We start from the raw sequence: 26,970 nt of genomic DNA on the forward strand, positions 1-26,970 counted from the left end.
ATCGAGGGGTCCGCTCGAGCCGGTCACGGTGCGACCGCCCGAAATGCTCCGGTGACCGGCGCGGCGGCGGGAATGCTGTCCGCCTCCGAGGGCAGCAGGAAGCTGTGCGCTGCGTCCCACGACACGATCACGGCCTCACCGGGACGAGCACGCGACGACTCGTCGAGGTTCTGCGCGAACGACTTGAGGATACCGCCCCAGCCAGTGTCGATCTCGTACTCGGTGCTCGCGCCGAGGTACGTGGCGGTGCGCACGGTGCCCTGCACCCGATTGGGTGCGCTTGCGGCGCCGGCCGCAGCCATTGCTGCGCGCGTCACAACCAACTTCTCGGGGCGGATGCCGATGCGAGCCTGGTTCTCGACGATCCCCTGCTTGTCGGCCGGGGCAGGCTCAACGAAGGCGCCGTCCGGCAAACGCAGTGCGGGGCCGTTCAGCGTGTCGAGCGGCAGGATGTTGCAGGTGCCGAGGAATTCCGCGACGAACTGCGTGGCCGGCCGGTCGTACACACGATCGGGTGCGCCGATGTCTTCGATGTGGCCGCCGTTCATCACGGCAAGCCGGTCGGCCATCGACATGGCTTCGTTCTGGTCGTGCGTGACGTAGAGGAAGGTGATTCCGACCTCCTGCTGAATGCGCTTGAGCTCGATCTGCATGCTCTTGCGGATCTTCGCGTCCAGTGCGCCCATCGGTTCATCGAGCAGCAACACCTTGGGCTCGTTCGCGAGGGCACGGGCCAGCGCAACGCGCTGCTGCTGGCCACCGGAAAGCTGCAGCGGCTTGCGCTTGTCGTAGCCGTTGAGGCCGACCAGGTCGAGGTTTCGCTGCACCCGCCGGCGAATATCGGCAATGGCGACCCCACGCCGACGCAATCCGAAGGCGACGTTTTCGAAGACCGTCATGTGTGGGAACAGTGCATACGACTGGAACACCGTGTTCACGTCACGCTTGTAGGGCGGCAGCATCGTGACGTCGGCGCCGTCAAGCCAGATACGACCGAACGAAGGGAGTTCGAAACCGCCCACCATGCGCAGCGTGGTCGTCTTGCCACACCCGGACGGCCCAAGCAGTGCGAAGAATTCTCCGGACCCGAGTTCCAGGTCGATATCGTCGACCGCTGTCGCGTCGCCGAACATCTTGGTCACATGCCGCAGCACGACCGCCGGTGGAGCGCTCTGACTCGGGTCGGTCGCGGATTCGAGTGTGTCAGTCTGGGTGACTTCGGTCACGGGCTACCTCCAGCCATTGAGGATTCGGGTCAGCCACTCCACTGCAAACGGAGGCGCCTTCGCCGGGTCTGCAGACATTCTCGCAATGATTTGAGGCATATGCAACGAAATCAGTAGTTTTTTGCCAGTCATCCTGAACAAATCGTGTGCGTAGGCCCAATGAATGTGCGAATCTCGTGCTCAAGCCGGGCTGGGAAATAGAGCCGGACCGGCAGCATACCGACATGACCAATACCGATATCGTGCATGCCGCATCCGAGTGAACGATCCCACGAGACGACCTGGGTCTATGGTCGTTTGCCGCGTCTCGTGCCAAACTCGACGGGAAGCACAGCCGCCGCCGGCACCCGTATCGGCTCTGCGGAAAGGTAAGAATCTTGAGCGGCAGCACCGCAGCATGGAAAGAGGCGCATCGTCTTCTCCGCGAGATCCGCTCGCTCGCCGCGAGCGATCGAAACAACCCGGCCAAGGGCACTGTCGCGGCCGCGTTCCTGCAGGCGGCGACGTGATGCGCGGCCTTTATCGTCGCGCTGTTGCAGCCGGCGCGCTGCTCACGGCACTCAGCCTGACCGCCTGCACGGTGGGCCCACCGTCAGGGAACGCGGGCACGGCGGGTGCACAGGCATCCGCCCGGCTGAGCAGCGCGGTCCAGAAGATCATGCACAAGCCCGCATACTCGAAAGCCGCGTGGAGTGTGCTGGCCACCGACCTGGACACCGGCAAGACGCTATTCGGCACGAACGCCGATCGGCTCGCGTTCACCGGGTCCACTCGCAAGCTGTTCTCGGTGGGGCTGGCATTGACACAGCTGGGTGCGGACCACACCACCACCACGTCGGTATACCGAACTGGCGAACTCGACGGCGGCTCACTTCAGGGCGACCTCGTGCTGGTGGGGGCAGGAGACCTCACCTTCGGCGGACGCCGCACCGCAGACAACCAGCTCGCATACACCGACTTCGATCACAATGACGCGAACAACCTCGGAACCGGCATTATCACTCCTCATGACCCCCTGACCGGCGTGCAGGCGCTTGCCGATCAGATCAAGGCGGCGGGAGTCACACACGTTACGGGAAATGTCGTGATCGACGATGATCTCTTCACGCCATACCGGGTGCCCAATCAACAACTCCTTGTGACGCCGACGATGATCAACGAGAACATGATCGACGTCGTCGTCACCCCCACTTCGCCAGGCGAGCCCGCTCGGATCGCCTATCGGCCAGAGACCTCGGCGTTCGCCGTGACCGGAACCGTCATGACCACGGCGGCCGGAACCGTACCCACCGTGTCGATCCCGCCCGGCACAACGCCGGCCGGCACGTCGGTGACAGGCGTCGTGAACTGCGTCGGGCAGGCGAATTGCACCGGTCAGATCTCCGGCACGATCCCGGTCGACTACAAGGCGCCGCTTTCCGGCCTGCCGTATTTTCTCGGAACATTCCGCATCGACAATCCGGAGGCTTTCGCGCGCACCGCGTTGATCGATGCGCTCCAGCGCGACGGGATCACGGTGGACGCACCCGCCGTCGGGCCGGATCCGACTTCGCTGCTAGCGCCAGCACGGCATTACTCAACCGCGAACAGACTCGCGGAATACACTTCTGCGCCGTTCGCACAGCAGGCGCGGCTGATTCTGAAGGTCAGTCTGAACCTCGGCGCGAATCTGGCACTCACCCAGTTCGGGCTCGCCAAAGGGCAAAAGACACTCGACGGAGCGCTCGCCGCGGAACGGCGGGCGCTCATCGCTGCGGGAATTCCCGGCGATTCCTTCCGCTTCCCCACCAACGGCAGCGGTAGCCCAGACAGTGAGGCATCGCCGAGAGCCATTGTCGACATGCTCGCCCACATGAACACCACACCGGTCGCCGACGACTACCGCAACGCACTGCCGCTGCTCGGCGTCGACGGATCATTGTCGTCGACCGGCGCCGATTTGCCGGCGAAGGGGCACGTTCACGGCAAAACCGGCACGACGGCGACGGACGGCAAACTTGTCGCTCAGAACCTCGCAGGCTACATCGACGCGAAGAGCGGCCATCGCATCGCCTTCGCCATCATCTTGAACGACTACGGCAAACTCGAGAGTCTGGACGACGTGCTGCACGTGCTCGCGGACGAGGCTGCAATCACGAACGTTCTCTATCTGAACGGATGACGGACGGATCAACGAGAGCTGGCGGCTGAACTGGTAGCGGCTGAACGGGTGGCGGCCGAACTGGTGGCTGCTGGGCAGGACAGAATGGAGCTATGACCCTCCCGCGCGCCGATACCGTCGTCACCTATCCGGCAGCCGCAATGCACAACGAAGCGACCGTACTGCATCTGGAACCCTTGGCGGATGATCGCACCGTCGTTCTTCTCGATGCCACATGCTGCCATCCGGTCGACACCGGCTGGCCCGACCAGGGTGCCGATCATGCGGTGCTCCGCGTCGGTGCGCGCGATGTGCGCGTTGCAGACTGCACCGTCGCGGCCACAGACGGCTCCACACTGTTCCTCGGTGCGGACATCCCGGTCGGCAAGGGTGAATCCGGCTGGGCCTTCGTGGTCGCCCACCTCGTCGCCACCCACGAGCTCGCCACCCACGAGCTCGCCGCACACGAAATCGTGGGCGACGCGGCGGTGGCAGAGGGCGACACCGTCGAGGTTGTCGTCGACGCCGACTACCGGCGGGAGCTGTCGATCGGGCACACCGCGTGCCACGTCGCATCCCTGGCACTGAATGCGGCCCTCGCCGGCCGCTGGAGAACGGATGCCCGCCTCGACGGGCTCGGCAATCCCGACTTCGACGGTCTCGCAATCGAGTCATCGCGGATCCGCGAAAACGGCTCGACCGACCGCTTTCGTCTGAACAAGTCGCTGCGGCGCAAGGGTTTCACGACAGAGGGCCTGGCCGATGAGCTTGCCGCGGTGCAGGCGCGCGTCAACGAACTGCTGGCGAACTGGATCGACGCCGGGTCGACCGTGCGCATCGACCGCGACGGCGAACGCTTGACCGATCGCCGCTATTGGGAGTGCGAGCTGAATGGCACGGCCGTGCGCATCCCGTGCGGCGGTACGCACGTGTCGAGCCTCGCCGAGCTCAGCACCGTGCATGTCGAACTGTCGATCGCCGATGCCGACGGCACGCCGGTGCTGACGATGCAGACGGATGCTGCGCCCGGGTCTCGATACAGTCGCTAGCGGTCCTTACTCGACCACCGACTCGGTGGTCGAGTAGCGCGCGAGCGCAGCGAGCACGCGTATCGAGACCCTCACCGCGACCCCGCGCCTACCGCTCACCGCGCTGAGCGCCGCCGGGCCAGCAGCGCGGCGTGCAGCGCACTGACGGTTTCACCGTTGTCGAGGTCGGCGTCGAGCAGGTCCTCGATCAGTGCGATCCGCTGATAAAACACGGAACGCGAGAGATGGCTCGCCGTCGCGGCACGCGTGCGATTTCCAGGATGCTCCGCATACGCCGCGAGCACGTCGAGCAGGTCGCCGTCGTTCGCGATGTCGTACTCGATCAGCGGGCGCAGCATCTGCTCGCTGTGCGCCTGCATTCGTGGGTCATCCGCAAACGATGCGATCAGCCGAAGCAGTGGCCGACTCTCGGCCCGATAGACCGCAATGCCACGCGCGCGAACACGCCGGGCGAGCAGTTCCCGCGCTTCATCCAGCGACGCCAGCACCCCACGGATGTCGTACGCCTCGCTCCCCAGCGCCAGCGACAGATCGCGGGTGCCCGCGACCGCAGCGAGTGCTCGCGCGAACGCGTCGATGGTGTGATCGTCGACGCGTTCGCGACGCGGAAACGAGAGGATCGCGATCAGCGAGCCAGGCGCATCCGCACTTGTGCCTGCAACGGCCTCCGCGCCGATATCCCGCGCGGCATCCCGCAACTGCGCGCTCGATGGGCCGACGGCGTGCCCCACGAGGTCGCCGGGCCCCGCAATTCCGGCCGCAGCCGCGCCGGCCAGTGCGATGCCGATCAGATGCCGATCGACGATGGGCAAACCTGCGGCCTCGAACCGCTCGCGCAGCCCGACTTCGCTGCGGTACCGGCCACCGAGCAGCGTTGTCAAAAGTGCCTGATGGCTGTGCCTCAGCCATTCACCCTCGTCACGATCGGCGAGCCGGCTCAGCGCGAGAGCGACGGCGCCCTGCTCCAAAACGTTCGCCCGACCGGCGGGATGCGCCCTCCCCGGTAACGCGATCAGGTAACCCCAGCGCGTGCCCCGCGCTTCGACCGGCACGATGAGCCAGCCGTTGCCGACGGAACCGGGCCCGCCCAACCCAGCGGGGCTCGCGCCGGCCGCCGCCCGGTGCGCGGCACGGGATGCTTGTTCCCACCCGGCGAGTGCGTCGCCATCGCTCTCGCGCACGGCGGCCGCGATCACCCGGTGCGCGAGGTCTTCGAGCACGACGGGCGCGCCGAGCACCTGCCCGAGTTGTTCGACGATGAAGTCGGCGGGGCTGCCCCGCAAGCTTAACTCGGTGAACAGTGCGTGGATGTCGTCCCTCGCCCGCAGCGCGTTCATCTGATCCGCGATGATCCGGCTGTGCACCGCTTCGGTGATCGCGATGAAGCGGGCCTGACTGTGCAACACGATCAGAGGGATGCCGCGTTCGGCGCAGGCCGAGATCAGCGGCTCCGGCGCGGTCGCGAAGCGCCTACCCAGCTCCAATACGAGGCCGGCGACTCCAGCACGATCAACCTCGTCGACGTAACGAACGAGTTCACGTTCGTGTTGCGGCCAGCCAACACCGGTCGAAAGCAGCAACTCGCCGCCACTGACCAAGCCGGCGACACTTGCCGTTTCCGTCACGTGCACCCAGCGCACCGACCGCTCGAGCCCACTGCGCCCCGCGAGCACCTCGGGTGCCGCCACCGTCATCGCGTCGAGCCGCAGCACATCCGCAATAGTTGGAAGGACGGCAGACGGAAGTGCGGCAGCCGCGGTGCCCTCCGGGTCCGGACGATATGTTTGATGCAGCGGAAAGCCGTGACGATCTGGCACTCTCTCCCTCTCGCTTGCGGTGCGATCATTGGCTTAACAGCCTACGCCGTGCATCGGTCAAAATGTCCGCGAACGGCGACTCAACGAAGAAAAGGAATCCACGTGGCGCTCATCAGACATTTCATCAACGGAGAAGAATACGGTGAGCCCGAGCGCACCGGTGCGGTGTACAACCCGGCAACGGGTGAGCACCAACACGACGTCATCTATGGTTCGGTCGCCGACGTCGAGACCGCCATCGCGGCGGCCCGTGCAGCACTGCCCGCGTGGCGCTCGATGAGCCTGACCAAGCGCTCGCACATCTTCTTCCGCATCCGCCAACTGCTCACCGAGCGGGCCGACGAGGTCGCGGCAGCCGTCACGAGTGAGCACGGCAAGGTGCTCTCAGACGCTGCGGGCGAAGTCGCGCGCGGCCTGGAGAACGTCGAGTTCGCCACCGGGCTGATGAACCTGCTCAAGGGCGAGTTCAGCCAGCAGGTTTCCGGCGGCATCGACGTGCACAGCGTCAAGGAGCCGGTCGGCGTCGTCGGCTGCATCACGCCGTTCAACTTCCCGGCCATGGTGCCGCTGTGGATGATCGCCAGTGCGATCGCCTGCGGCAACACCGTCGTGCTGAAGCCGAGCGAGAAGGACCCGTCGGCATCCGTTCTGCTGGCGAAGATCTTCCTCGAGGCCGGCGTGCCGGCCGGCGTGCTCAACGTGGTTCACGGTGACAAGGTCGCCGTCGATACTATTCTGGACAGCCCGGATGTCGACGCCGTCAGTTTCGTCGGCTCGACCCCGATCGCTCGGGCCATTTACACTCGCGCCAGTGCGAACGGCAAGCGCGTGCAGGCACTCGGTGGAGCGAAGAACCACATGGTGGTCCTGCCCGACGCGGACATCGACGCCGCGGCCGATGCCGCGATTTCTGCGGCATACGGGTCAGCCGGCGAGCGTTGCATGGCGGTCAGCGTGCTGGTCGCGGTCGGCGACAGCGCAGACCCGCTGATCGAAGCCATCCGCAGCCGCATCCCGGCACTGAAGATCGGTGCGGGCACAGAGGCCGGCAGCGAGATGGGCCCGCTCATCACGCAGGCACACCGCGACAAGGTCGCCTCCTACGTCGAGGGCGCACCGGCCGAGGGCGCAAAGGTCGTCGTATCTGGTCTCGACCAGAAGTTCGACAATGACGGCTTCTTCATCGGCCTCACCCTGCTGGATCAGGTCAGCACCGACATGAAGGTGTACACCGAGGAGATCTTCGGCCCGGTGCTTGCCGTCGTGCGCGTTGCGACCTTCGATGAGGCCGTCGAGCTGATCAACAGCAACCCATACGGAAACGGTGTTGCGTTGTTCACCCGTGACGGCGGTGCAGCCCGTCAGTTCGAGTTCGACATCCAGGTCGGCATGGTCGGCATCAACGTGCCGATCCCGACCCCGGTCGGATCGTTCTCATTCGGCGGTTGGAAGAACTCGCTGTTCGGCGACACCCACATTTACGGTCCGGAGTCGATCAACTTCTACACCCGCAGCAAGGTGATCACGAGCCGCTGGCCCGACCCGAGCGAGTCGCAGATCGACCTCGGCTTCCCGCGCAACCACTGATAACCGGTGGCCGAGTAGCTACGCGAGGCACGAGCGCCGCGTATCGAGACCTGGGGAGCCGATCTTCGAAACCGCCTCGCGGGTCTCGATACGCCCGCTCGCCCTTCGGCTCCGCTCAGGGACCGAAAGCTCGCGGGCTACTCGACCAACGAAACGGAAGGAATTTTCATGACCACAATTACTGATACCGACGAACTCACGACGGCCGAATACACGGACCGCCACGGTGCTTCGCACGCACTCCCGGCTGCCGCAGCGGAGGCGCAAGTACGCGCTGACGACCGCGGGCACGTGTTCCACTCGTGGAGCGCGCAGGCGCAGATCGACCCGCTGCCGATCGCGGCAGCGGCCGGCTCGACGTTCTGGGACTACGCGGGCAACGCGTATCTTGATTTCTCATCGCAGTTGGTGAACTTGAATCTGGGGCATCAGCATCCGGATCTGGTTGCTGCGATCCAGCAGCAGGCAGGTCGGTTGTCGACGATCCAGCCGGCACTCGCAAACGATGTGCGCGGCGAGCTTGCCCGCCGTATCACCGAGAAAGCCCCAGACGGCTTCAACAAGGTGTTCTTCACCAACGGTGGGGCGGATGCCAACGAGTACGCCGTGCGGATGGCGCGCCAGTTCACCGGCCGCCGCAAGGTGCTCTCGATGTATCGCTCGTACCACGGCAGCACCGCCACCGCGATCTCGTTGACTGGTGACCCGCGTCGCTGGTCGAATGAGCCGAGCGACGGATCCGTTGCGCACTTCTTCGGGCCGTACCTGTACCGCTCGGCATTCCACGCAACCACCCAGGAAGAAGAGGCGCAGCGCGCGCTCGAACACCTGGAGAGCGTCATCGTCCTCGAGGGCGCAGCTACCGTTGCGGCGATCATCATCGAAACGGTCGTCGGCACCAACGGGGTGCTCGTGCCGCCGCCCGGCTATCTCGCCGGTGTGCGTGCGCTGTGCGACAAGTACGGCATCGTCTACATCGCCGATGAAGTCATGGTCGGTTTCGGGCGCATCGGCGAGTGGTTCGCGGTCAACGCGTTCGACGTCGTGCCCGACCTGATCAGCTTCGCCAAGGGCGTCAACTCCGGTTACGTGCCGCTCGGCGGCGTCGTCATTTCGGATGCGATCGCGCACTCCTTCGATAATCGCGTGTTCCCGGGTGGGTTGACCTACTCCGGGCATCCGCTGGCGTGTGCGGCCGGGGTCGCGACGTTCGAGGTGTTCGAGAGGGACGGCATCCTGGAGCGGGTGCGTGACCTGGGTTCACGCGTGATCGAGCCGGAGATTCGCAGCTGGGTCGCGAAGCATCCGTCGATCGGCGACATCCGCGGCCGCGGATTCTTCTGGGCGGTCGAACTGGTGCGGTCGAGGGACACGCGCGAGCCGCTCGTGCCGTTCAACGCGACCGGCGAAGCTGCAGCACCGATGAACGCGGTGGCCGCTGCGATCAAGAAGGCCGGTGTGTGGCCGTTCATCCACTTCAACGGTGTTCACATCGCACCCCCGCTGATCATCGCGGAGGACGAGCTGCGTCAGGGCCTTGCCGTGATCGAGGCTGCGCTGAGCATCGCGGACGGCTACGTGGCGTAAACCCACACCGGTGGTCGAGTAGCGAGCGCAAGCGAGTGTATCGAGACCCATATCGACGCTCCTTCGTGGAGGTCGTCGGTCTCGATACGCCCGCTCGCTCCGCTCGCGGGCTACTCGACCACCGAATCGTCAGTCTGTGAACGCCCTGGAGTAGAGGCAGCCATCTCTGTCGCACCAGGCGGCATAGCCGTCCACGAGGGGCCCGAAGCGCAACCGTTCAGGCAGCCATTCGTCTGCGCCGATCCGAAAAACGCCGGGTTCGAGCTCGACGAGCGGAACGTCTTCCGCAGGCGCCTCGACACCGGTCGCAGCGATCAGCACGAGTGATCCCGCCCGCAACACCACGCGAAAGCTGGTGAACCACGGCGAGTACGAGCGATAATGCCCGACGTAGGCGCGAAGTGAATATGACTGCGACGAGGCAGCCGAACCATGAGACTCCGGCGGCGCACCGTCGCCGAGCGCGAACTCGATGTCTCCCCAAGCCCACACGGCACGGTCGTCGCGAGACTCGAACTCGAACTCGAACTCGAACTCGAACTCGAAAGCGAACCTCCGAAACTGCGGATGCGTCGTGGCGACTCGCGCCCCCCACCCCCACATCATCGGCGCAGTAACGCCCTCCGACTCAATCGTCAGCGTTGCTACGCCCGCATCGGCGGACGACACCGGGTCCTGACGAATCGTGACCGCGACCTCCCGGCCGGTCGCATCGCGGCCCGTGAACGCGCCGAGCATCGCCGGGTCAATCGAACGGGGACGAGCGGCGTCCGCTGAGTCTGCGGCAGCGGCCGGCGCGCGCCATACCGAAGGTTGCAGGTGCGTCGGGGCTTCACGCCCGCCCGCCCAGGCCGCGGCGGCACGTGCGATCACCTCCGCCACGGGACTGTCCCCGTTCGCATTGGTCAGCACAACCACACCGAGGCCTTCGGTGACATCTGCCCAGATGAACGACGCGTAGCCGACCATGCCGCCACCGTGGCTGAGCACCGTGCGCCCGCCGTGCCGTTCGACGTTGATGCCCAACCCGTAACGGCTGTCGTCGGCGGGCGCGCATCCGGCAAGTTGGAGCGTGTCTTCACCGCCCGGGGCCAGGTCGGAGGTCATGCGCTCGAATGCGGCGGGTGAGAGGACTCGCGCACCGGAGAGCGCTCCGGCGCCCAGCAGCATCCGCACGAATCCGGCCATACCGGCCGCCGGTGCGGCGATGTTGCCGTCGCCGCCGGCAACCTCCAACCACGTGGCAGGGGCAAGAGGCTCGCCTGGAAGCCACGGACGATCGTCGTGCAGCGGTGCATAGCCGGTTGCCAACAGCGGACGATGCTCATGCCGCACCGCAGCGATCGCCGCGGTCATCCCGAGCGGATGCAGCACGCGGGTGCTGACAAGTTGGGCGAGGGTGCGACCCGTCACGGCAGCCGCTGCGAGCGAGAGCAGGATGTAGCCGAGGTTGGAGTAGTGGAAGTGCTCGCCGACCGGGGCCAGCACGCTGCCCGCGGCCAACAGTGCTTGCGCCAGTTCATCCGGCATGGCATCCGCGCCGGAGATGAGCCCGGCACTGTGGTGCAGCAGGTTGCGGACGGTGATCAGCTCGGCACCGTCGGCCTCGAACCACGGCAGGAGGTCGACGATCGGTGTCTCCAGCCCGAAGCGGCCCTCGTCGATCAGCTGGTGAATGACGATCGCGGTTGCAACCTTGCTGATCGAACCGATCTCGAACAGCTCTTCGCCGGTGACCGGCGTGCCGGCGTCCAGGTTTGCGAATCCGAACGGGCGCGTCAGGAGCGTGCCTGCGCGGTCGACGACCGCGACCACACCGCCGGGCACCGGCCAGTGCTCCTGGATATCTGCAAGAAGAACGTCGAGTTGCCCTCCGACCGCGGCGCCGCTGTCATTCGCGGCATCCTCGATGCCATCCACGGGGCTCGTCACCGGCGATCACGCTCGATCAGTTGTTCACGGCGGAGCAGGTCGTCGATGTTTTCGCGACGCACGGCCAGGCGGGCGACACCCTCTCGGCAGAACACGACCGGCGGTCGAAGTGCGGCGTTGTAATTGTTCGACATCGTGTAACAATAGGCGCCGGTCACCGGCACCGTCAGCAGGTCGCCGACCTCCGGGTGCACGAGCGGGATGTCGCGCACGAGAGTGTCGCCGGATTCGCAGTGCCGGCCGACGACATCCACCGTCTCGAGCGGCCCGGTTTTGTCGATGATGGATGGCTGGAACGGCTGCCCGTAGAGCGATACCTCCAGGTTGTCGCCCATGCCGCCGTCGACTGCAACATGTGTGCGCACGCCGTGCTTGACGGTGACCACGCGATACGCCGTGATGCCGTTCGGCGCGACCATGGACCGGCCCGGCTCGACGAGCAGCTCGACGTCCGCACCGAGGTGCCGGTGCACCGCAGCGACGACACGCTCCGCATACTCGTCGACGGATGGCGCGACGTCCTCGCTCACGTATCTCACGCCGAGCCCGCCGCCGAGATCGTAGACCGGGAAGTGTTCCAGTCGGCCGAGGGCGGCAACTTCCGCCTCGAACTGAGCAACGTCGAGGATCTGTGAGCCGATGTGCGCGTGCAGTCCGCGCAGTTCGAGCATCGGTTCGCGGCGGATGCGGGCGATCACCCCCTCGATCTGCCCCGACGGAATGCCGAACTTTGATGCATCACTTCCGGTGGCCATCGCCGAGTGCGTGGACGCATCCACCGCCGGGCTCACCCGCAGCAACACCGGCACCAGCGCGCTCGCGAGCCGCGCGATCCGGTCGACGTCGTCGAGATTGTCGATCACGATGTAGCGCACGCCGGCGTCGAGCGCGGTCTGGATGTCGGCATCCGTCTTCGCGTTGCCGTGCAGCACCATCCGCGACGGGTCGGCGCCGCCGGCCACGGCGATCAGCAGCTCGCCGCCGGCCGCGACATCGCTGCCGCAGCCTTCCTCGGCGATCGCCCCGATGACGGATGCGCTAGGGAAACTTTTCGAAGCGAACAACACCAGCGAATTCGGATGCCGTGTCGCGAACGCCTCGCGGTACTCGCGTGCGCGCGTCCGCAGTGCGCCCTCGTCGATGACATAGGCCGGGGTGCCGAACTGTTCGACGACGTCGGCCACGGCACAGCCGCCGACGATCAGCCGACCACGGTCGTCGAGGCCGGTGCCCGCGGGATACAGACTCAGGTCGATCATTGCTACACCTTCGCATTCATTGTGCGGCCTCCGGGTAGAGTGCCCGACGCCCCGCATCGTGTTCCGCCGCACGATCGTCCCAGAGAGCGCTGCGCGTCGGATCCGGTTCGATGATCGACGCGTGCGACGCCGGTTCGAGACTCCAGTCGAGGGCTGCGCCTGCGGCCCAGTACGCGGCGCCGAGAGCGGAATGGTCGTGCTCACTGCCCGCAACGGAAACCGGGCGGCCGGCGGCATCGGCCAGGTCCTGCCTGAATAATGCGGATGTCGCGCTCGCGCCCGACACGCAAATCGGCTCGGCCGCACCCGCGGCTACTGCGCCGTCGAGTACGGCCAGGCAGCGACGGGATTCGACGATGATTCCGTTCAGCAGCCCGCGGGCCAGGCTCGCACGCGTCGTTCCGAGCGATAATCCGTTCACGGCGCCGGCAAGCCGTGGATCCCACAGTGCGCCTTGCTCCCCAGGAGCCAGATAGGGCAGGAAGACGGGTGCGGCTGATGCTGGCGCGTCCGAGGCGAGCGCGACGAGTTCGGCAGGCCCTCCGCTCAAGCCCAGCAGTTCAGCGAGCCAGGCCAGCGCGGAACCGGTGGCGAGGAGGTCCATTTCCAGACCGTAACCGACCTCGGCCATCGGCGTCACGAGGAACCGTTGTTCGCGATCGAACACCGGTTGCCTGCTTACCGTGAGGATCACCGTGCTCGTTCCGGCGATGTAGGCCGTCTGCCCTGCAGCAGTGACCCCGAGTCCGTACGCGCCGAGCACGGAGTCGGCTGCGCCCAGCACGACGGGCACACGCCCGCAGCCGAGACTGTCGGCCAGTTCGGCACGCAGTGGCAGCCACCGGCCCGAAGCTGCGATCTCGGGCAGCCGAACGTCACCGAGCAGTGCACGCGCAGTATCGTCCCAGCGGCCGGCTCCGATGTCGAAGCAGCCGAAGCCGGCCGCCGTGCTCGGGTCGGTCAGAAGTTCGCCCGTCAGTGCTTGGAACAGATAGTCCTTAGCCCCGGCAATTGTGAGGTCTGCGTCGTCGCGCGCCCGCTCCGCGCCCGCATAACCATGACCGGCGGATGCGCGTCGCCGCTCATGCATCGGCAGCAGATAGCGGCCGTCAATCCGCGCTCCGGTCAGACGATAGCCGTGATCGGGGCCGAGCAGCTCGCGCAGGCGGGCGCCTTCGCCTTCGGCTCTGCCGTCTTCCCAGGTGATCGCGGGCCCCACAGGATTGCCGACGGCATCCAGTTCGACGAGCGTCGGCAACATGGCAGAAAGTCCGAAGGCGGCCCACCGTTGCGGGTCGACAACGCCGGCCAACTCGCCGAGAGCAGACTTCAACGCGTTCAACCAGTCCTTCGGCGACTGTTCGGCCGCCCCTGCTACCGGCCGAGCAGTCGGATAGCTGCGTCGAGTCCGGCCGAGAACGCTCGCATCCTGCGCAACCGCAATCACCTTGACGCTGGAGGTGCCCAGGTCGATACCGATGACGGCCGGGCCGTTGTCCACAATGACTCCCCCTCGCTGTGCGCCTGTGGCCGCCAGCCTACAAGCCGCGATTGCCCGAGTCGCCGCCCTCGTCAGTGCTGCGGTTGCACGGCCGGGAACTCCTTCGCGACGACAGCGAGCGCATCCTCTGCAACGTTCAGCGTCTCATCGATGTCTGCGTCGGTGTGCACGAGCGAGACGAACAGGTTCTCGAATTGCAACGGGTGGAACAGCACACCGCGCACGATCATCTCCTGATACCAGCGCGTGAATGCCGGCTCGTTGGCGCTCGTCACCGCTTCGCGCCAGTTCTTGATCGGCTGCTTCGCGAACCAGAGCTGGAACACGGTGCCGAGCCCCTCGACGTAGGCATCGATTCCCGCCTCGTCCGCGAGCGTCTTGAGCCCGTCGGCCAAGCGATAACCCAGCGCACGTTGACGCTCGAACAGCCCAGGTTCGGCCAGCACGTCCATCGTCGCAGAGACAGCGGCACATTGGATCATGTTCGCGTTGTAGGTGCCGGAGTGCGAGTAGCTGCCGTCTGCGATCATGTGCATCGCCTCGAGGGTGCCGCCGACCGCCGCCACCGGGAATCCGCCGCCCAGCCCCTTCGCCAATGTAGTGAGGTCAGGCAGAACACCGAAGTACTCTTGGGCTCCCCCTCGCGCAAAGCGGAAACCGGTGATGACCTCGTCGAAAATCAGCAGCGCACCGTGCTTTCGCGTCTCGGAACGCAGCAACTCGAGATAGCCCGGCTCCGGCAGGATGCACCCGGTGTTGAACACAGCCGGCTCCGTCAGCACCGCTGCAACCTCGTCGCCGCGCTCGTCCATCAACCGCGCGAAGCTTTCCGGGTCGTTCCAGGTGAGCACTTCGAGGGTTCCGGCCAACTCTTCAGGAACACCCGGCCCCATCGCCACCGGTCGCGGGTGATCGGCTGGCCCAGCCAGCTCCGGGTCGACATGGTTCGACCAGTACACCGTGTCTTGCCAGCCGTGGTAGTGGCCCTCGAAGCGTACGACGATGCGCCGACCGGTCGTGGCTCGCGCAAGCCGCACAGCCGTGCCCACCGCCTCGGACCCCGAGTTCGTGAACCGCACCTGCTCGATGCCGGGCACGGCGGCAACGACCTTCTCGGCCGCCTCGATCTCCAGGTCGTAGGGCAGCCCGAAGCACGTACCGTAGTCCGAGATCGCGTCGGCGACCGCCTTCGTGACGACCGGATGCCGGTGGCCGAGAATCATCGGACCGAGCCCCAGCAAGTAATCGATGTACTCGTTCCCGTCAACATCGCGCAACCGCGAGCCTCTGCCCTCTGCAATGATTAGCGGGTAGGGGTTCCAGCCGTTGCGCGGCAGGCGAGCGGTGCTCCCCGCCCCGCCCGGGATGCTCCGTTTCGCGCGCTCGAACCGTTCACGGGTCCGAACGGTGCGAGTGGCGAAGTCCTGGTCGAAGGTCATGTTCTCGCGCTCCTTGGCTCATGATCATTAGTGATCATACTTAGCATACTAAGTATCCAAGACAAACGCATCCGCGAGAGTCGGCGAACAGAGGAACTCGATCAGTGCCCGCACGGGCGAACCGGTCGCCCCCGCCGGCCAGGGCGAGAAGTCATGCTCCAAGTACGCGCCCGACCCGTTGTCGATGTGCAACCAGGGCGTGCTCCCGGCGAACGGGCGAAGGAAGGTCGCCGCTAATTGTCCAGAGTCCGGAACGTCGCGCGGAGCGTTCGCCGCGTCAGCGACAATCGAGGGCAACAGGCCCGCATATGACGGAACCAACGGCAGCTGCCAGCCGGGCTCCCCTGCGCGAACACCCGCGTCGACCATTTCGGCAGCGAGTGCCGGCGCCGTGCCCCAGCAGCCCCACAGTGCCGGCCCGACACCGCCCGAGTCGGTCAGCGTACCGACGTCGATGAGCGCTCGCGGGGCGGACTTCGCGAGCCAGGCGACGGCATCCGCGAGCACCAGTCGACCCTCGCAGTCGGTGTCGACCACCTCCGTCGTTCGACCATCCGGATGCGTCAGTACGTCTCCCGGCCGAAGTGCGCCGCCGCCGGGCATGTTCTCAGCCACGGGCACAAGCGCCGTCATCGGCACCGCAGCACCGAGCGCGGCCGCGGCGATGACCGCGGCGGCAACGGCTGCACCGGCCGCCATGTCGGACTTCATCCAGGCCAACTCACCGGGATCTTTCTTGAGGTTGATCCCACCGGAATCGAACGTGATCCCCTTGCCTGCCAGCGCGATCGGCGCGCCGACGCCAGCGGTGCTCAGTTCGACAACGCAGGGCTCCCGGTCACTGCCTGCCCCGACGCCGAGCGTGCCTGCGAAGCCTCGCTCGCTCAACTGATCGCGCGACCACACCGAGACGGTCACCGCTCCTGCGGCGACCGCGGCGGCATGTGCCGTGATCGCTGCGGCGAACTCGACAGGCCCGAGCACGCTGGATGGCGTTTCCACGAGCTGCCTGACCCAGTTCGCAGCATCGGCGAAGACGCGAGCGCGCCTAACAACGGAGTCAGAGACGACCTGACTTGTGACGATAAGCGCTGCGGGGTCATGCTGTTCAGCGCCCGTTTGCTGAACGCCTGCCGCCTGATAGCGATAGCCTCCAAGGCCGATGCCCTCGACCACTGCACGCACCGCGGAGTCGCCATCTGCATCCAGTTCGAGCGCGAGCGTCGTCGCAAAGAGCGAACGCTGGCCACCGGCCGAGCGAGCTGACGCATCGCGCAATGCCGTGGCATCGAAGGCTTTCTGCGCTCCCAAGCCGATAACGACGAACGTCGTCCTGCTCGCATCGGCAGCGGAGACGACGATCGTCTGACTCTGCCCGACGGCACCAGTGAAGCCCGGTGCCTGCGCGGCCAGGTGGGCGATGTCGATCCCCGACATGCGCAGAATCGCTTCGGCGCCGCGACCGCCCACAAGCTTGGCACCGGCCCCCGAGCTGTGCCCAGCGCTGCCCGTGCCGTTGCGCTGACCCTCGCCCCGACCCAGCTCGCCGCCCGCCTCGCCCGCGTCCTCGGCGCAGAACAGCCCGACCTGCACCGGGCACTTCCCAAGCGGGAGTTCGTCCAGAGTGACGAGCGTCGTCTGGCGCATCCGCTACTTCACCCTGTGCACATCGATGAGCGTCTGGGTCGACAGGTTATTGACAGAACCGACAAGGGGCGACATCACGAATCCGGTCCACTTGGGGCTGTGCGCCTCGATGACATCTTGGTAGTTGAGCACGATGTAGGGGCGCTGATCGAAGATGTACTGCTGCATCTCGTTGATCTTGGCCTGTCGAGCGGCGCGATCGACCAGAGTGCCCTGCTCCTGGTACATCGCGTCATACTTCGGGTCGCAGAACCCGCTGTCATTGTTGTTGCCCCACTGCGAGCACGTCAACACGCTGAGGATGAAGTCGGGGTCGACCGGGGGAATCCAGTCCCACATCGCGAGATCGAACGTGTCGTAGGTGTTGTTGGCCCCGTTGATCGCGGTCGTCGCGGCATCGGTGTCCATCTTGCGCATCTGGATCTCAACACCGATCTGTTTGAAACCGGCTTGGATGATCTGGAACATCCGGTCACCGGCCCCGTTGATCTCGGTCGGGAAGATCAGCGGATAGGACATCGGATGCCCGTCGGCAACGCGGATGCCGTCCGCGCCTTTCGCGTACCCCAGCGAATCCAAGATCGCATTGGCTTTGGCGATGTCGAACGGCAGCGGTTTGATCTGGTCGTCGTTCCAGCCGGTGGCGGGTGCAACAATCGTCGACCCGATCTGTGCGAAGCCCAGCCAGGCGGTCTTGACGATGTCTTCGCGATTGATCGCGTATTCGAACGCTTCGCGCACTTTGGGGTTCAGCAGCTCACGGTTGGCTTTTTTCTTGGGATTGGTGTTGATGATGAAGTCGTAGAACCCCACGTTCGGCGCCGTGCTGACGACCATCTTGGCCGCCTTCAGCGTTGCGACGGCCGTCGCAGGCGTCGATTCACCGATCATGTCGACCTGCCCTGTCTTGAGCGCGGTCACCATCGCATCGCCGTTGGCGAAGAACTGAAGGCCGAACCCACTGATCTTGGGCTTGGTGCCATACCAGTTCGGGTTGACATCGAACAGGGCCAGCTGGTTCTTCTGGTACTTGGTCATCGTGAACGGGCCGCCGGAGACCATCGGCACCGTGTTCTGGAATGTGGTGATCTGCTTGCCGTTGCCTGTCGCCAATTTTGACCAGACGTGTTCGGGCAGGATGTGCACCGCCTGCATCTGCGTCAAGACATTTGCGACGGTCGTGTCGTAGCGCAGCACAAGGGTGCTGTCGTTCGGCGCAGTCGCGCTCTTCAGATGGGCGACCCACCCCGCGAGCTGGCCGGTCGGGCCGTTCTGGTACTTCAACATCATCGTCATTGTGAATGCGGCGTCTTTCGCCGTCAACGGCTGACCATCCGACCACTTGGCGTTTTTTACGGTGTGGAATGTCCAGGTGAGGTTGTCCGCCGACGTGCTCCAGCTCGTTGCGAACGACGGCACGATCTTCAGCTGCGCGTCGTATTCGGTGAGGTGCGGGTAGACGTACTGATAGACCACGCTGCTGTAGTCCGAGCTGGAAACGAACGGGTTCAACGAGTCGATGGGCGCTGAGGCACCGATGCGGAGTACATTCGATGAATCGCTGGCACCACTGCAGCCGGCCAAGCCTGTGACGGCGAGCAGTGCAACAGCGATGACCGCAGTAAACCGCTGGATGACCTTCATCTGTACGCTCCCTTGCGTGCGCGGGTCGAGGTGCTCGCTTTTTGCCGGATTACCCTTGACCTTCGTCAAACATTACGTTCTTATTGTGCTTAGTATGATGAGCAACATTCTCAAGGTCAAGACCCGAGAGGAAACCGGATGAGGGGCTACCTCTGGAAACGGTCGGTCTTCGCGGTGGTCACGATCTTCGTTGCGATCTCGTTGAACTTCGTTCTTTTCAGGGTGCTGCCGGGCACAGCGATCAGCCGAATCTCCCGTGTGCCGAATGCGTCGCCACAATTGCAGCACGCACTCGAGGTGGAATTCGGCCTCGACAAACCCGTTTGGCAGCAGTATCTGCTCTATCTGCGGCAACTTTTCCAGGGCAACCTCGGCGTGTCGTTCTCCAACCGCCAGCCGGTGCTCGGGAATCTTCTTGAAGCGTTCGGCAACACGATGCCGCTGGTCGCCACGGGCACCGTGATCGCGGTCATCCTCGGTATTCTCACCGGCATCTACGCCGCCGTGCGCCGCGGCGGCCCCGGCGAACAACTGTCGACGAACGCGGCGGTGGTGTTCTACGCGTTCCCCACCCAGTTTCTGGGCATGATGTTGCTGATCTTCTTCGCCGGTGTACTTCCGTCTGTGGGCATGAGCGACCCATTCGCAGTCGGCCTGTCTCCTGGCGCACAATTCGTCGACTACCTACGCCACCTGATCTTGCCGGTCGCCACACTCGTGCTGACGCTGTATGCAGAGAACACCCTGATCGTGCGATCGGCGATGCTCGAGACGCTCGGCGAGGACTACATCCTCACGGCGCGAGCGAAGGGACTCGGCCGCACACGGATCATCGTCTCCTACGCGTTTCGCAATGCGACGCTGCCGACCATCACGCAGGTGGCGCTGTCGCTCGGCACGATCGTCAGCGGTGCCATCCTGATCGAAGTGATCTTCTCCTGGCCTGGCATCGGTCGCGCGCTGTACGACGCCGTTCTCCAACGCGACTACCCGATGCTGCAGGGCGGGTTCCTGTTCATCACGGTGGTCGTCGTGCTGTGCAACTACCTGGCAGACCTGCTCTACTACAGGCTCGACCCTCGGCTGACTCGGTGAGGAACCCCGGATGACGACACACGCGCCACGCGCGAAACGAGCCAGTTCAAGCCGTCGGTCGGCCTGGCGCAGCATGCTCCTCGCTCTGAGGCAGCCCAATGCCATCGTCGGTCTGGCCATCATCGGCACGTTCCTGCTCCTCTCGGTGTTCTCGGGACTGATCGAGCCGTACAGCACGACCACTGCGAGCTGCGGTGTGTTCGACCCGCCGTCGGCGTCCCACTGGCTGGGATGCGATGACGGAGGAATCGACGTGCTCAGCCTGGTCTTGCAGGGCGGTCAGGTGTCGATGTACGTCGGATTCACCGCTGCGGCCATGGCGGTCGGCATCGGTGCCATCTTCGGAATCCTCTCCGGCTATTACGGCGGCTGGCTCGACGGGGTGATCATGCGGATCACCGACTACTTCATCGTCATTCCGCAGATCGTGCTGATGATCGTGGTCTCAACGGTGTGGGGTCCGAGCCTCAATCACGTGATCATCGTGATCGGTGCACTGATGTGGACGAGCACGGCGCGTGTTATCAGGGCACAGGTGAAGACGCTCCGCGAGCGGGTCTACGTGCAACGCGCCGAGTCGCTCGGCGCCGGCAATGGCTGGATCGTCTGGAAGCATATTCTGCCGCAGCTGGGTCCTCTCCTCATCGCCAGCGCAGTGCTGGCCATCACGGTGGCCATCTTCAACGAAACCGCGCTGGCGTTCCTCGGCCTGTCCGATCCGACGGCGACCACCTGGGGCACGATCATGGAGCATGCTTTCGACCGCAATGCCGTCAGCACCGGCGCATGGTGGGCGATCGTGCCGGCCGGCGTATGCGTAGCACTCCTGATCGTTGGCTGCTATCTGGTCGGCAACTCGATCGAGGATGCCCTGAACCCGCGCCTGCGCAACTCGTATCTCTCGAAGAGCAGTTGGCGCCTGCGCGCTCTGGTCGGCCTCGGAAAGGATGCCCTGTGAGTTCCGTCGCCTCCGTAACGGCACCGCGCACACGAGGCGAACAACCCGCTGCGACGCCCGTGCTCGAACTGCGCGATCTCAACGTCTGGTTCGACACAGACACCGGAAACCGCCGCCAGGGCAGCACCCACACCGTGAAGGGCATCAATCTCAGTGTCGGTTCGGGCGAACGAGTTGGATTGGTCGGTGAGTCCGGCTGCGGCAAGACCACGACGATCCTGGCGGCGCTCGGGCTGCTCCCGGCATCGGCCAGCGTCGGCGGAGAGGTGCTGCTGAACGGCGAGAATATCATCGCAACGGGCGAAGCCAGCATCCGCTCGCACCGCTGGAACGACATCGCCATGGTCTTCCAAGGCGCGATGAGCGCTTTCAACCCGGTGAAGACCATCGGCTGGCAAATCACCGAAGCGCTGCAAAAGCACCACTACGCGAAGGGGCGCGAAGCGGCCACGCGGGTTAGCGAACTCCTCGAGCTTGTCGGGCTGCCTGCCGAGACAGCCGGCAGATACCCGCATCAGCTTTCCGGCGGGATGAAGCAACGGGCGATCATCGCCATGGCGTTGTCGTGCGACCCCAAGGTCTTACTCGCCGACGAGCCGACGACGGCGTTGGATGTGGTCGTGCAGGACCAGATCCTCCGGCTCCTCGTGCGCCTCTCCGAGGAGCTGAACCTCGCGTTGATCCTGGTCACGCACGACCTCGGAGTCGTGGCGCAAAGCTGCACCCGTGCCGCCGTCATGCGCGACGGCGTGATCGTGGAGCAGGGGACGGTCGACGACCTGTATCGGCGGCCGAAACATCCGTACACGCGTTCGCTCTTCGAATCGACGCCCAGTTTGGACGGGGCGCGGGAGGATGCAGACCAGGATGATTCCCAGGCGAGTCCCCCCGCGAGCCCGGCGGCGCCGTTGCTCGCCGTGCGAGGGCTGAAGGTGATCTATCCGAACCGCGGGTCGCAACGCGATCGAGCCGGGGCGCAGCATCCTGCGGTTGACGGCGTGAGTTTCACGGTGCAAGAGGGTGACCTGGTTTCACTGGTCGGGCAATCCGGCTGTGGCAAAACCACGACCTTGCACAGCATCATGGGCCTGATTGCACCGAGTGCGGGCTCGATTGCAATCAGTGGTGCCGAGGTCGTGGGGCTGAATCGCAAGCGCTGGCAGGACCTGCGCCGTCAGGTGCAGATGATCTACCAAGACCCGTACGAGGCCCTCGATGTGCGCTTCCGTGTCGAGCAGACGGTGGAGGAGCCCTTACTGATCCACCGGATCGGTGGCGGCAGGAAGGAGAGGGCAGCGTTGATCGCGCAGGCGCTGACCGATGTCGGACTTGCGCCTGAGCAATTTGCGCAGCGCTACCCGCACGAGCTCTCCGGCGGGCAGCGTCAACGCGTGGCCATCGCGGCGAGTCTCGTGCTGCGCCCTGCGTTGCTGCTGGCCGACGAACCGGTGTCGATGCTCGACGTCTCCGTGCGCACCGGGATCCTGGAACTCCTCGATCGGCTCCGGCACGAACATCGGATGGGCATCCTGATGATCACGCATGACCTGTCGACGGCGGCGACCTACTCCGATCGCATCGTTGTCATGAAAGACGGACAGGTCGTGGAAGACGGCACCCCATGGCGGGTGATTCACGAGCCGGAATCCGCATACACCCGCCAACTGCTGGCGAGCGTGCCGAATCCGGACCCGTTGGCGCCGCGGCAGGCGTGAGCGCGGTTCAACCTGCCCGCGTTGCCCCGAGAGGTTTGATGGACCAGCCGCCGCCCCGACTGGGGCGCAAGAGCTTCGGGCTGCCGGTGCCAGCCGTGTAGAAAACAAACTCATGCGCCGGGTAGGTCTGCTGATAGCAGTCGAACGCCATGCCACCAGGCGCGAAACTCACGCCGCGGATGCGCACGACCCGATCTCGAGTGCTCAGGCCGAGTTGTTCCCGCTCCCAAGAGTTGGGGTGATCGACTTCAAGCGATTGTTCTACGAAGTCGTCGGAAAGCCCATAGTGCTCTTTCAAGTAGTCGTACAGTGAGCCGCCGGCCGCCAAGTAGTCCTCGTCGATCGCCGGAACGGCACTCAGCGGCAACACCGCGCGCTCGAGCACCTTCGGCTCGGTGCCCAATGCGCGCAGCCGGGTGATCTCCCACACCGGTTGGCCGGCCTCTATTCCAAGTGCTTCTGCGTGGTTTGCGCTCGGTAACCCGACCACAACGCCGAGCAGTGTCGTGCCGAGCACGGTGTCGGCATCGGTGCTGCTGATGGTCTCCAAGAGTGCGCCGGGTCTGGCCGGTTCGCTGATGATCCGCTGGGGGGCGACGAACGTGCCGACACCTTGGTGCCGCACGATCCGGCCGACGTGGGCGAGCTCGTCGAGCGCACGCCGCACGGAAATGACGCTGACACTTGCCCGCTTCGCCAGCTCGGATGTGCTCGGCAGCTTGTCACCCTCGCGCAGATCGTTCTCTTCGATGATCTGCAAAACGAGGTCGTACACGCGCTGGTAGCGCAACGCACGACCCTGTCGGCTACCGGTGGTTGTCGTGCCCTCACTCATGGGTGGCGCTGCGCTCACGATTCCTCCGACACGCTCGATCGCCGCTTACCCGCGGTCAACGGCCACCGCCGAACGGCCGTCACTGCCAGCGTAGCGAGTTTCCCTGTGCCGGGCGTGTCGAATGCGTGCGCTCCCGCGTGCGCCCCCGCGCTCGCGCCCGCGCTCCCCTGCCGCGAGGTGATGGGAGGCCGTCACCAACCCTCGGCCAGCACTGTTTGCAACGCGTCGACGAAGAAGTCCGCGTCGGCCAGCGACAGGCACAGCGGCGGCTTGATCTTCAGCACATTCTGCCGTTCCGAGGTCGCCTGCATGATGACACCGAGTTCGAGCAGCCGCTCACAGATTGCAGCGGTCTCGGCAGCAGCCGGCTCGCGCGTCACCGGATCGCGCACCAGTTCGACGCCGAGGTACAAGCCGAGACCGTGCACCGACCCGACGAAGACCGGCGGATCGTGCGGATGCCTTGCGACCGTCGGCGCAGCCACGAGCGTCTCGAGGCGCTCGCGCAGGTGCGCGCCGACGATGCGCGCGTTCTCCTGCAGGCACTCATCGCGCATCACGTCGAGCACTGCCAGCCCTGCGGCACAGCTGACCGGGCTACCACCGGCCGACGAGAAGAAGTGGCCTTCGCGTTCCAGCGATTCGGCGATCTCGCGCCGGGTGAGCACTGCCCCGAGCGGGTAGCCATTTCCCATCGCTTTGGCCACCGTGATGATGTCCGGCACTACCCCCTGCTGTTGCACACCCCAGAAGAACTCGCCGAGCCGGCCATAGCCGACCTGCACCTCATCGGCGATGCACAGACCGCCGCGCTCGCGAACCGCCCGGTACGCTCCGGCCAGGTAGCCGTCCGGCAGCAGCACGCCGCCGGCATTGCCGAGTACGGGCTCGCAGATGAATGCGGCGATGGCCGGCGTTGCGTCCGCCGGCCCCGCGCCCGCCGCATCCAGCTCTCGCACGAAGTCGGCCAGATACTCTTCGCCTGCGTCGGCGCCACGGTACCGGCCCCGATACGTATTCGGCGCGTCAACAAGCCGCACCCAATCCGGGCGGTTCTTCAGCGCGTTCGGATTGTCGTACGCCGAGGTGGTGACGGCATCCGACGCCATCGTCCAACCGTGATACGCCTCACGCAGCGCGAGGATCCTGTCGCGACCCGTGTGCACGCGGGCCAGGTGCAGCGCCAGATCAACAGCCTCGCTGCCGCTGTTGACCAGCAGCACGGTGTCCAGCGACGGGTCGGGCGCCAGAGCCACGATCCGTTCGCTGAGGTCGGCGAGTGAGCGATAGAGAAATCGCGAGTTCGTGTTGAGCAGCGCCAACTGGTCAGCAACCGCATGGGTGAGCCGCGGATGGCTGTGCCCGATCGCCGACACGTTGTTGACCATGTCGAGATACACGCGCCCATCAATGCCGATCAGGAATTCGCGCCAACCGCGCTCGAATTGGGGCGGATGCTCGTAGTACTTCTCCTGCGCACCCGCCAGAATGCGTTCTCTCCGCTCCGCTTCCCGGGCGGCTGCGTCGGCTGCGTCGAACGGGCATGGCATCGGCTGCAGTCCGAGCAGTTCTGCCGGATCCGGCAGCAGCGCTGACCACGCCGCAGCCGAAGCCCCAGCCGCGAAAGCCGGAGCGGGGAAGACCGGAGCGGAGGTGCGCTGTGCGTTGGTGGGCTGTGCGTCGAGGTGCCGCGCGTCGGTGGGCTGCGCGTTCGTACCCTGTGCGGCCGGACGACGCTGCACTCGTATCCGGCCGATCGCATCAGCGGCGCCGGCACCACGCGGGGCCACTGTACCGACGACATCGCCCGCGCGAACCGTGTCGCCAAGCCCAGCGGATGGGATTGTTCCGCTCAACGTCAGCTCGCCACCTCGCATGCCGAGTACCAGCTCGTCGACACCGACCTGCACCACTTGGGCGTCGGCCGGAGCCCGAACTTGCGCACCTGCGACCGTGAAAAGCTCGGTGACAAGTGCGTACGTCGCCGGCTCGGTCGCCCGAAGTGCACCACTGCGCGTCAACCGGTACTGGCCGTACGGCGCAATCGCCACCGCGTGCGTTTCGAGCGCCTGCCGCGCCAGCTGCCACTCGACATCGGGCTCGCTCCAGCGGCCATCGTCGAGGGCATGACTGGTGACCGAGAAGTCGAGAACGGCGGCGTCGGCCAGGCCCACCAGCATCGGAGTTGCCGCCACCAGAGCGGAGGCGGGCAGCGCACCAGGAATAGACGGGTCGCGCCTCAGTGCCATGCGGATGGCGGCTTCCGCCTGCTGCCACCCGATGCTGCTCGCCGACTCGAACACCACCCATTCTGCGGCCATGCGCTGCTCGGCGTATTCGTTGCCGGCCTCGAGGGCGGTTTGGTGTTCGCCGCTGACCACGAGCACAGCACCGCGCAACACGACGAGGGGCCAGAGTGCGGTGATTTCGGCATCCGTCAACGGAATGATGCGGTCGAATTCGCTGATCGCAGCCAGCGCGGCCAACGGCTCGTGCGGTCTGTGCGGCAGGATCGAGGAGACGGTCACGGCCAGTTCGGCGACGAGCCAGCCGAGGGCGAGGTCGCCGAAGTCGATCACGCCGTCGGGTTCGAGGCGTCCGTTCTCGGCTCGTGTGCAGACGACATTGTCGTCGGTGATGTCTCCGTGGATCGGCTGCACGCGCAGTGTCTCTGCTACGGTCGCGAGACGACCGAGGGCAGCGGCGGTTGCCGCAGCGATCGTGTCGCGCTTGGACGCATCCGCCACCGACCCGAGCAGTCGATCGATGACGCGCTCGGCGTTGCGTAAGTCCCATTGCAGCCGTCGCTCAAGCACGGCTGTTCCGGCGGATGCGGATGCGTCGCCATCCGGATGGTCGGCCAGCCCACGCGCTACCGTTGCAGAAATTCGGCCGAGGCTGCCGACGACGCTTGGGCTCAGATACTGCGTGCCGACGAGGGATCGCCCCGGCACGAACGTGAACATCCGTACCGAATACGCGTCGTCTGCCGCACCGGATTGCGGCCGCCAGAATTGCTGCACGGCACCGTTTCGACCATGCACCGGCCGCGGAATCCGTAGCCCGACGCCCTGCAGATGCTCCATCGCGGCCGCCTGTGCAGCGATCTCTTCAGCGCCGAAGGCCGCGTTGTCGATCTTGAGAAGGTAGCTCGCGTAGGTTGTACCGTCGACATCGTTGCCGATCGAGTCGATCCGAAAGTTCCGATCCTGCTGACTGCCCAGCTCGTGTGCCGTGCCGACGACTCCGAACAACTCGGCCGCGAGCCCTTCGGCATCCGCCAATGTCGCATCAGGCCGGATCAACTCGCGCCCGGCAAAGAAATCAAACATCAGACTCGAACATGGCCGTGGCTCCTCCTGCGCATAGTGTACGGAATCTGCGATCAGTCGCCGACGTGACCGCGCGAGCTACACCAGTGATCAGCGACGGACGGCGTGGATCCCAACTCCAAGTGGTGCACAAAATATTCACGGCTCCGGACACAACAGCACTCTGCGCACCGGAAACCGGCCAGGCGCGGCAGCCGCGGCCACAGT

At 65.5% G+C, this 26,970-nt stretch carries 18 protein-coding genes; 8 read left to right on the forward strand and 10 right to left on the reverse strand.

Translation table 11 applies throughout. From position 1 onward, the window contains the following. Nucleotides 1–23: 23 nt before the first annotated feature. Nucleotides 24–1,226 (reverse strand): ABC transporter ATP-binding protein, encoded by a 1,203-nt coding sequence (locus QU604_RS18160; protein WP_308466011.1) that lies wholly within the window; start codon nucleotides 1,224–1,226, stop codon nucleotides 24–26. Nucleotides 1,227–1,603: 377 nt separating this feature from the next. Between QU604_RS18160 and QU604_RS18165 the strand changes: the two genes are divergently transcribed. The 3 genes from QU604_RS18165 to QU604_RS18175 all read left to right on the forward strand — a co-directional run bounded on the left by QU604_RS18165 (nucleotide 1,604) and on the right by QU604_RS18175 (nucleotide 4,415). Next, complete coding sequence (locus QU604_RS18165; protein WP_308466012.1) at nucleotides 1,604–1,735, forward strand: hypothetical protein; 132 nt, start codon at nucleotides 1,604–1,606, stop codon at nucleotides 1,733–1,735. Continuing rightward, nucleotides 1,735–3,387 (forward strand): D-alanyl-D-alanine carboxypeptidase/D-alanyl-D-alanine endopeptidase, encoded by a 1,653-nt coding sequence (gene dacB / locus QU604_RS18170; protein ID WP_308466013.1) that lies wholly within the window; start codon nucleotides 1,735–1,737, stop codon nucleotides 3,385–3,387. The genes QU604_RS18165 and dacB overlap by 1 nt, the downstream gene beginning before the upstream one ends. Nucleotides 3,388–3,479: 92 nt before the next feature. After that, nucleotides 3,480–4,415, forward strand: coding sequence for an alanyl-tRNA editing protein (locus QU604_RS18175; RefSeq protein WP_308466014.1), 936 nt, complete (start codon nucleotides 3,480–3,482; stop codon nucleotides 4,413–4,415). 95 nt (nucleotides 4,416–4,510) lie between these two features. Here the strand turns inward: QU604_RS18175 and QU604_RS18180 are convergent, their stop codons facing one another. After that, on the reverse strand, nucleotides 4,511–6,232 hold the full coding sequence (locus tag QU604_RS18180) for a PucR family transcriptional regulator (protein WP_308466015.1): 1,722 nt from the start codon (nucleotides 6,230–6,232) through the stop codon (nucleotides 4,511–4,513). Nucleotides 6,233–6,334: 102 nt separating this feature from the next. Here QU604_RS18180 and QU604_RS18185 point away from each other — a divergent pair, with 102 nt between their 5' ends. Beyond that, a complete protein-coding gene (locus QU604_RS18185) occupies nucleotides 6,335–7,819 on the forward strand; it encodes a CoA-acylating methylmalonate-semialdehyde dehydrogenase (protein ID WP_308466016.1) in 1,485 nt (494 codons plus the stop codon). Nucleotides 7,820–7,987: 168 nt separating this feature from the next. Then, the gene (locus tag QU604_RS18190; protein WP_308466017.1) at nucleotides 7,988–9,406 is read left to right on the forward strand and encodes an aspartate aminotransferase family protein; all 1,419 of its coding nucleotides are present in this window, start codon (nucleotides 7,988–7,990) and stop codon (nucleotides 9,404–9,406) included. 129 nt (nucleotides 9,407–9,535) lie between these two features. Here the strand turns inward: QU604_RS18190 and QU604_RS18195 are convergent, their stop codons facing one another. From QU604_RS18195 to QU604_RS18220, 6 genes are all read right to left on the reverse strand, one after another. Next, nucleotides 9,536–11,338: a serine hydrolase domain-containing protein gene (locus QU604_RS18195; protein ID WP_308466018.1), complete on the reverse strand. Its 1,803-nt coding sequence runs from the start codon at nucleotides 11,336–11,338 to the stop codon at nucleotides 9,536–9,538. Beyond that, nucleotides 11,335–12,597, reverse strand: a complete 1,263-nt coding sequence (lysA, locus tag QU604_RS18200) for a diaminopimelate decarboxylase (RefSeq protein WP_308466019.1) — start codon at nucleotides 12,595–12,597, stop codon at nucleotides 11,335–11,337. Before lysA ends, QU604_RS18195 begins: the two co-directional genes overlap by 4 nt. Before the next feature lie 16 nt (nucleotides 12,598–12,613). After that, nucleotides 12,614–14,098, reverse strand: coding sequence for a xylulokinase (locus tag QU604_RS18205; RefSeq protein WP_308466020.1), 1,485 nt, complete (start codon nucleotides 14,096–14,098; stop codon nucleotides 12,614–12,616). Nucleotides 14,099–14,169: 71 nt separating this feature from the next. Continuing rightward, nucleotides 14,170–15,537, reverse strand: a complete 1,368-nt coding sequence (locus tag QU604_RS18210) for an aspartate aminotransferase family protein (protein WP_308466021.1) — start codon at nucleotides 15,535–15,537, stop codon at nucleotides 14,170–14,172. 48 nt (nucleotides 15,538–15,585) lie between these two features. Continuing rightward, entirely contained in the window at nucleotides 15,586–17,184 is a 1,599-nt protein-coding gene (locus QU604_RS18215) for a leucyl aminopeptidase family protein (RefSeq protein ID WP_308466022.1), read from the reverse strand. Between the two features lie 3 nt (nucleotides 17,185–17,187). Further along, nucleotides 17,188–18,828 carry an ABC transporter substrate-binding protein gene (locus QU604_RS18220; RefSeq protein WP_308466023.1) on the reverse strand — a complete coding sequence of 547 codons (1,641 nt, stop codon included), beginning with the start codon at nucleotides 18,826–18,828 and terminating at the stop codon, nucleotides 17,188–17,190. A gap of 138 nt (nucleotides 18,829–18,966) precedes the next feature. Between QU604_RS18220 and QU604_RS18225 the strand changes: the two genes are divergently transcribed. Genes QU604_RS18225 through QU604_RS18235 form a run of 3 tightly spaced genes read left to right on the forward strand, consistent with a single transcriptional unit; the run spans nucleotide 18,967 to nucleotide 22,596 of the window. Beyond that, on the forward strand, nucleotides 18,967–19,923 hold the full coding sequence (locus QU604_RS18225; protein WP_308466024.1) for an ABC transporter permease: 957 nt from the start codon (nucleotides 18,967–18,969) through the stop codon (nucleotides 19,921–19,923). Between the two features lie 10 nt (nucleotides 19,924–19,933). Continuing rightward, the gene (locus tag QU604_RS18230) at nucleotides 19,934–20,881 is read left to right on the forward strand and encodes an ABC transporter permease (protein WP_308466025.1); all 948 of its coding nucleotides are present in this window, start codon (nucleotides 19,934–19,936) and stop codon (nucleotides 20,879–20,881) included. After that, on the forward strand, nucleotides 20,878–22,596 hold the full coding sequence (locus tag QU604_RS18235; RefSeq protein ID WP_308466026.1) for a dipeptide ABC transporter ATP-binding protein: 1,719 nt from the start codon (nucleotides 20,878–20,880) through the stop codon (nucleotides 22,594–22,596). Before QU604_RS18230 ends, QU604_RS18235 begins: the two co-directional genes overlap by 4 nt. A gap of 7 nt (nucleotides 22,597–22,603) precedes the next feature. Here the strand turns inward: QU604_RS18235 and QU604_RS18240 are convergent, their stop codons facing one another. Next, on the reverse strand, nucleotides 22,604–23,449 hold the full coding sequence (locus QU604_RS18240; protein ID WP_308466027.1) for a GntR family transcriptional regulator: 846 nt from the start codon (nucleotides 23,447–23,449) through the stop codon (nucleotides 22,604–22,606). A 173-nt stretch (nucleotides 23,450–23,622) separates the two neighbouring features. Beyond that, nucleotides 23,623–26,763, reverse strand: coding sequence for an aminotransferase (locus tag QU604_RS18245; RefSeq protein WP_308466028.1), 3,141 nt, complete (start codon nucleotides 26,761–26,763; stop codon nucleotides 23,623–23,625). Nucleotides 26,764–26,970 lie beyond the last annotated feature (207 nt).

Source organism: Rathayibacter sp. SW19 (assembly GCF_030866825.1).
GTDB lineage: Bacteria > Actinomycetota > Actinomycetes > Actinomycetales > Microbacteriaceae > Rathayibacter_A > Rathayibacter_A soli.

Coding starts and splice junctions, on each gene's coding strand:
- QU604_RS18245 (WP_308466028.1), bottom strand. CDS start 26,763: ATGTTTGATTTCTTTGCCGGGCGCGAGTTGATCCGGCCTGATGCGACA.
- dacB (WP_308466013.1), top strand. CDS start 1,735: ATGCGCGGCCTTTATCGTCGCGCTGTTGCAGCCGGCGCGCTGCTCACG.
- QU604_RS18225 (WP_308466024.1), top strand. CDS start 18,967: ATGAGGGGCTACCTCTGGAAACGGTCGGTCTTCGCGGTGGTCACGATC.
- QU604_RS18210 (WP_308466021.1), bottom strand. CDS start 15,537: ATGACCTTCGACCAGGACTTCGCCACTCGCACCGTTCGGACCCGTGAA.
- QU604_RS18230 (WP_308466025.1), top strand. CDS start 19,934: ATGACGACACACGCGCCACGCGCGAAACGAGCCAGTTCAAGCCGTCGG.
- QU604_RS18220 (WP_308466023.1), bottom strand. CDS start 18,828: ATGAAGGTCATCCAGCGGTTTACTGCGGTCATCGCTGTTGCACTGCTC.
- QU604_RS18190 (WP_308466017.1), top strand. CDS start 7,988: ATGACCACAATTACTGATACCGACGAACTCACGACGGCCGAATACACG.
- QU604_RS18215 (WP_308466022.1), bottom strand. CDS start 17,184: ATGCGCCAGACGACGCTCGTCACTCTGGACGAACTCCCGCTTGGGAAG.
- lysA (WP_308466019.1), bottom strand. CDS start 12,597: ATGATCGACCTGAGTCTGTATCCCGCGGGCACCGGCCTCGACGACCGT.
- QU604_RS18175 (WP_308466014.1), top strand. CDS start 3,480: ATGACCCTCCCGCGCGCCGATACCGTCGTCACCTATCCGGCAGCCGCA.